The organism is Fulvivirga sp., assembly GCF_040220315.1.
Lineage (GTDB): Bacteria > Bacteroidota > Bacteroidia > Cytophagales > Cyclobacteriaceae > Fulvivirga.
In genome coordinates this window covers 1-5,784 of record NZ_JAVJUY010000377.1, presented here as the reverse complement: position 1 = coordinate 5,784, position 5,784 = coordinate 1, and the positions used below count along the sequence as shown (strand labels likewise).

Genomic DNA, 5,784 nt, shown 5'->3' with positions numbered 1-5,784 from the left:
GTTGGGGTTTTATTGGCCGGCATCTACCCTGTAGGCATGAAAATAGCAGCCGATTATTACCAAAAAGGACTAGACACTGCGTTGGGTTATTTAGTGGGTGCCTTGGTATTAGGTACAGCACTACCCCACCTCATTAATTTTCTGACCATAGGATTAAACTGGAAGATGGTAATCTATTCCACCTCCGGACTAGCATTTGTGGGAGGAATAGGTGTTTTACTATTTGTACCTGACGGCCCTTATCGTAAGCCAGCAATTCAGCTTAAGCTATCTGCCATTTTTGATGTATTTAGAAACAAGAAGTTCAAAAAAGCAGCTTTCGGTTATTTCGGTCACATGTGGGAACTTTATACATTTTGGGCCTTTATTCCTTTTCTCATCTACTATTTTAATGAGCTGAATTCAATTGAATTGAATGTTTCGCTCTGGTCATTCTTAATTATAGCAATTGGTGGGGTTGGATGCGTTATCGGAGGCTATATTTCAATTAACAAAGGAGCAAAACAAACAGCCGCTGTGGCACTTTTAATTTCGGGGCTATGCTGCCTGCTTTCTCCGATCATTATTCTTTATTCATCCACTTCTATATTCCTTCTATTCCTATTAGTCTGGGGGTTTGCAGTAATTACTGATTCCCCGCTTTTCTCAACACTGGTTGCCACCAATGCTAATGCTGAGATTAAAGGCACAGCCCTAACGATTGTAAATTGCATAGGCTTCGCGCTTACCATAATCAGTATTCAATTAATTCAGTATTTATCCACGACAATTTCCTCTGAATACCTATTTCTTTTTCTGGTACCCGGACCAGTATTTGGATTGATTAGTCTATTTAGAAAGTGAACTTAAAAATGAAGTTCGATGGATCGGCCGATAGGTAGGATGCGCCCAGAAATTTCAACGCTATCATTTGTATAAGATTCTACATGGTCTTTGTTAATTACAAACGACTTATGAGATCTAACAAATGCCTCTGGAAGTATTTCCTCGGCTTCTTTGAGTGAGATGTAACTAATAAGTTTTTTATCGCCATTCAAATAGAAAATCACATAATTACCCAATCCTTCTATGTACTTAATATCCTTAGGTGACACTCTGTAGTTTCTCTTTTCTGCTCTTATCTCAATTAGTTCTTCCTGATCAACTTCGCTTTTCTCGTTTTCAATTTTCCAATGCTGAAATATTTTAACGGCCGAAAGAAGAAGTACGGTAGTGTTAATTAACACAATGGATTGAATGATTCCTCCCAACGAAAGCAAACCTTGTGTTTCTTTAAGCAGCAAAACCTCAAAGTAGAAATAGGTGAAAACACGCTGGAGAATCCCGCCAAGGACAATCAAAAGCAAATAATACACGCCAAACTTTAGTTCCTCTTTTTTTAGAAGAAACTTGGGTATCAGAAAGTACATTGATAAATAAGAAGCTGATATGCGAATGGGCAGAAGTATAAATTCTAATCCAAAACTTTCATAGTAACTACCCTTAGCCCAGATGAGACTGAATAATAGATAGTAGGAAGCCCAAAATAATGTATGTGTTAAAATTCTCGGGCCTAAAAAATAGCCTTTTCTGAATATCTCCAATTTTACAATGTCATGTTTTGAATGTCTTACGCATAACCAGGTGCATCGTTCACATAAATAAGAAAAATAGATGATCTTCTAAATACATATTAGATGAAAAAACAAATCTATGAGATCAATTACATTCATTTTATTAGCCCTGATATTTACAACTGGATATTCTCAGGAATTAACCCGAAGAGCCTTATGGGAGGCAAGTTTATCGAAAGTGCCTAATGCACCAGGAGCATTAATCAACAGCATCGAATCCTCAAGTCCGTTGCAGAAAGCCGGACTATTGGTGAATGATGTTATACTAAAAGTTAATGGCAAACTGATAGCCACTGATGAAAACTTAACCAGTGCTACCTATGCATTGCGATCTGAAACACCAACTCAATTAACCGTTCGAAGGGGTAGTGAGGTATTTGAGAAATCTGTTCAGTTAAATGCCATACCCTATGAAACACATGAGGGGCTGGAAACCTACTATGAATCAGTTACCAGCGATTATGACATTAAACACCGGGCAATCATTACAAAACCCAACAATTCTAAAAGTAAGCAACCTGCTATATTATTTGTAGGAGGGCTTAGTTGCAGCACCTTGGAAACCTACCCGGGTCGTGATCATAATTGGGCTAAGATGATTAATATAATCGTGGAAAAATCAGGGATGGTGGTTATGCGGGTAGATAAACAAGGCGTTGGGGATAGTGAAGGCAACTGTGCGGAAGGGGATTTTGAAATGGACCTTGCGGGATACAGAGCAGCCATCCGAAAATTAAAGTCATTAGAGTATGTGGACACGACTAAAATTATTTTGTACGGTTCAAGTATGGGAAGTGCCCAATCGCCCATGCTAGCAAATGAGTTTAACCTTGCAGGAGTTATCTCAGACGGTACTTTCTTTAAAACCTGGTTCGAACACATGCTGGAAATAGAAAGGAGACTACAGCAAATGCAAGGTGTTGATGAGAGCACTATCGTTAAAAAAATGAATGAAGGCTACATTCCGTTGTATTACAATATGCTAATCCTTAAAAAGAGTTATGGAGAAATCATTGAAGAGTATCCTGCTTTGGCTGAATATAACTATCACTCACCCAATCATATGTATGGCAGACCGATGGAATATTACCATCAATTGCAGGATTATGATTTAGCTGGAGAATGGGAGCGGCTAAAAGCACCTGTAAGGATATTAAGAGGCACCAATGATTGGATTATGTCAGATTTCGACAATGATATGATCATAGAAGTTCTGGAAAAAGCAGGCCATAAAGATCATGAATTGGTGCGGTATAAGGATTTGGATCATTGGAATACTATCCACGAATCGCCTGATAATTCATTTTTAGGTAAGCCCGGAAAATGGGATCCAAAAATGGCCGAATTGGTAGTTAATTGGGCTAGGGAAATGGCAGGAATGAAACCCATTAAGCTCAAATAAACGTATGATTGTTATGGATAGAAAAACATTTATCAGAAACGGCCTGCTTGGCAGTGCCGTTTTTTTAACACCAAACGTGGTTAGTGCTGCTGATAATGAACCTTATAGCAGAGATATAGTAAAGGAGTTCGTAGCTGCCGGCCACAATAATCTCGATCGGGTGAAAGAAATGTTGGCCAATGACCCTAACCTCATTCATTGCCGCCACGATTGGGGCAGTGGTGATTTTGAGGAAGCCATTGAAGGTGCCGGACATGTTGGAAACAAAGAAATAGCCAATTATTTGATCGAATCAGGCAGCAGACTAAGCATATTTACTTTAACAATGCTAGGTAAAGCGGGGTTGGTAAAACCCGTATTAGAGAGTTATCAGAAGGCCATCAATTCCATTGGCCCTCATGGGTTTACCTTACTGCATTATGCTAAAGTTGGTGGCGAAGAATCTGCACAGCTGTATGAATATCTTCAGTCAAAAGGTTTAAAAGAAACGAAGGTGAATATTAAATAACAAAGGTGGATTACACCATGTGAATATTTGGGTCCACTACCTCTAGCTTGTTAGCATTCAACATATTTTTTGGAATGCTGGCAACGATGTGATCCATTAAAACACTAATCATATTTTCTTTATTTGTTCTGGGGCGCTTAATCAAACCTACTTCTCTTGCTTTCGTTTTCCCAGTATTTATTTCGCTAATATTTTCCTCTTGTTCTTCGTTAAGAATTAATGTAGTTAGCTCAGGTAAAATGGTCATTCCGCCTTTACTATCCACAATTCTGATGAGTGCATCAATGGAGTTACTTCTATAAATAAAATCTTTATTTTCCCTGATTTTAGAAACATTACAAAAATCATTCACCTGATCTCTAAAGCAATTACCCTCATCTAACAGCCATAGTTTACGGTAATCTATTGTCGCTAAGGTGCGCTGCCTTTTCGGTACATTGGGCGAAGAATACAGATAAAACTTCTCATAAAATAGAGGGTGAGATTCTACACCTGATGCATGAATTGGAGTGGATAAAATTCCGGCATCAAGTTGACCATCTCTTACGCCAATAACCGTTTTTTCAGTAATCACTTCATTAATATCCAGGGAAATGCCGGGGTATTTCTCCTGAAAGGAATAAGCAAACAGAGGCACTAAAAAAGGGGCTAACGTGGGTATAATTCCAATTTTGAGTTTGCCAGTAAGTGAATCACCTGTATTTTGTGCAAACTCCTTTAAATCATTGGCCTGATGAACAATTGTACTGGCTTTGTCCAAAAACAAACGACCTTCGGTAGTGGCTACTACCGGGCTTTTAGATCTGTCGAAAATCAGTAATCCAATTTCTTTTTCAAGTTTACCAATTTGCAAACTTAATGCAGGCTGACTGATTTTAAGGTGATGTGCCGCTTCCCCGAAATTACCGTATTTCTGTAACTGAAGTGCGTAGGTTAGTTGCTGTAATGTCATAATAAAACTTATACAGTTATAAATTTAATAAATTAAACTTATAGTAATCTTGCCTAAACTAATATCAGTGCCTAATTAGTGTTGGAATTGGATGTTTTAATTGATGCAAAAAATTGATTAAATTAACTACATGAAGCGGTCTCAAAAGATAGGTCATCCCGAGGAATCGAGGGAACCCACTCGGTTAAAAATACGTGCTTAACAACTGAGTAAGTTTCTTCCTTCGTCAGAATGACATTCTATTTACTTCGCCTATCTTTTGTGACAACTACTTTATTAATCCAGATACTGAACTGTAATGAATTTGATAAGTATTCAGGGACCAAGTGCACCCGGCTTTTTCATGGATCGTGAGAAATGCCAGCAGTTCCATAGTTTGCTTCATTCCATGTTCGATAGCCAGTATTTTCTTACTAACTCAAAATACAAGACGGATATCATTTACGAGAATTCGTTGAATTTGAATGACTATATTATCAATCAGTTATTTAAGTATGCAGATAAGTCTTTCGATGGCAAATGCAGAAAACATTTTTATACTTCTGAAGGTGCAAAAAACACATTGGAAGCCTTTTTTATTCGCTTATATCATTTCACGCAGCGCAAAGAATGGTATGAGGAATACATCAAGAATTTTGATGAACAGGTAAGGGAAAACCCACATAACCCAATTACTAAACACTTGTTGGGTTGCTTCAAACATATTGAGTTAAGTAATTTTCAGAACTTATATGAAGATGTACTGCAGCAAAAAAAGCTTTCGGTTGATCGCCATCAGACGTATGGTTTGTTGGTTGAGTATTTGTCGAAGTTTAATGTGAATTAAGCAGTGGCCAACTCCTCAGAAAATAAAGGTAGATTCACTACGAAGGTTGTCCCCTTCCCTTCTTCACTCTCCACTTCAATGGTTCCCATATTCATCTTCACAAACTCGTAAACAAGCTGCAATCCGAGACCTAAGCCTTTTTCTCCATCCGTGCCGTAAGACGATTTACTGCCCACCTGATTAAACAATTGAGCTAACTTGTCATCTGGGATTCCTATTCCGGTATCACTAATTTTAATCTCTACATGATCTTCAAACTGGTCTACAGAAGCGCTGACAGAACCGCCTTCAGGAGTGAATTTTATGGCGTTATTAATGAGGTTTCTAAAAATAGTATGGGTAGAGTTTTTATCCACCCAGAGTTGAGCCTCTGAATCAACATCTAATTGCAACTGAATATTCTTGGCTTTGGCACTGTTAGTAAACAAAGTATGTACACCCTCAAAAATAGACTTTACAGAAACCTGCTGGGGTTTATATTCC

General features: G+C 38.1%; 7 protein-coding genes. 4 read left to right on the top strand and 3 right to left on the bottom strand.

What is annotated here, in order from left to right; genetic code table 11:
- Positions 1–843, top strand: an 843-nt coding sequence (locus RLO81_RS19525) for an MFS transporter (RefSeq protein ID WP_350115846.1), incomplete at its 5' end; no start/stop codon positions are given.
- 2 nt (positions 844–845) lie between these two features.
- Here the strand turns inward: RLO81_RS19525 and RLO81_RS19520 are convergent.
- Positions 846–1,583: a LytR/AlgR family response regulator transcription factor gene (locus RLO81_RS19520; protein ID WP_350115843.1), complete on the bottom strand. Its 738-nt coding sequence runs from the start codon at positions 1,581–1,583 to the stop codon at positions 846–848.
- Positions 1,584–1,692: 109 nt separating this feature from the next.
- Between RLO81_RS19520 and RLO81_RS19515 the strand changes: the two genes are divergently transcribed.
- Both RLO81_RS19515 and RLO81_RS19510 read left to right on the top strand, forming a co-directional pair.
- Positions 1,693–3,015 (top strand): PDZ domain-containing protein, encoded by a 1,323-nt coding sequence (locus RLO81_RS19515; protein WP_350115840.1) that lies wholly within the window; start codon positions 1,693–1,695, stop codon positions 3,013–3,015.
- A 13-nt stretch (positions 3,016–3,028) separates the two neighbouring features.
- The gene (locus tag RLO81_RS19510; protein WP_350115837.1) at positions 3,029–3,523 is read left to right on the top strand and encodes a hypothetical protein; all 495 of its coding nucleotides are present in this window, start codon (positions 3,029–3,031) and stop codon (positions 3,521–3,523) included.
- A 10-nt stretch (positions 3,524–3,533) separates the two neighbouring features.
- Here RLO81_RS19510 and RLO81_RS19505 read toward each other — a convergent pair whose 3' ends face one another.
- A complete protein-coding gene (locus tag RLO81_RS19505; protein ID WP_350115834.1) occupies positions 3,534–4,475 on the bottom strand; it encodes a hydrogen peroxide-inducible genes activator in 942 nt (313 codons plus the stop codon).
- Between the two features lie 298 nt (positions 4,476–4,773).
- Here RLO81_RS19505 and RLO81_RS19500 point away from each other — a divergent pair, with 298 nt between their 5' ends.
- Complete coding sequence (locus RLO81_RS19500; protein WP_350115831.1) at positions 4,774–5,301, top strand: hypothetical protein; 528 nt, start codon at positions 4,774–4,776, stop codon at positions 5,299–5,301.
- Here RLO81_RS19500 and RLO81_RS19495 read toward each other — a convergent pair.
- Positions 5,298–5,784 (bottom strand): sensor histidine kinase (locus RLO81_RS19495; protein ID WP_350115828.1); only part of this gene is annotated, 487 nt, incomplete at its 5' end. The two genes, RLO81_RS19500 and RLO81_RS19495, sit on opposite strands and share 4 nt — an antisense overlap.

What these genes read in the sequence shown, in the direction of transcription:
- RLO81_RS19505 (WP_350115834.1), bottom strand. Translation starts at nt 4,475, where the DNA reads ATGACATTACAGCAACTAACCTACGCACTTCAGTTACAGAAATACGGT.
- RLO81_RS19510 (WP_350115837.1), top strand. Translation starts at nt 3,029, where the DNA reads ATGGATAGAAAAACATTTATCAGAAACGGCCTGCTTGGCAGTGCCGTT.
- RLO81_RS19500 (WP_350115831.1), top strand. Translation starts at nt 4,774, where the DNA reads ATGAATTTGATAAGTATTCAGGGACCAAGTGCACCCGGCTTTTTCATG.
- RLO81_RS19515 (WP_350115840.1), top strand. Translation starts at nt 1,693, where the DNA reads ATGAGATCAATTACATTCATTTTATTAGCCCTGATATTTACAACTGGA.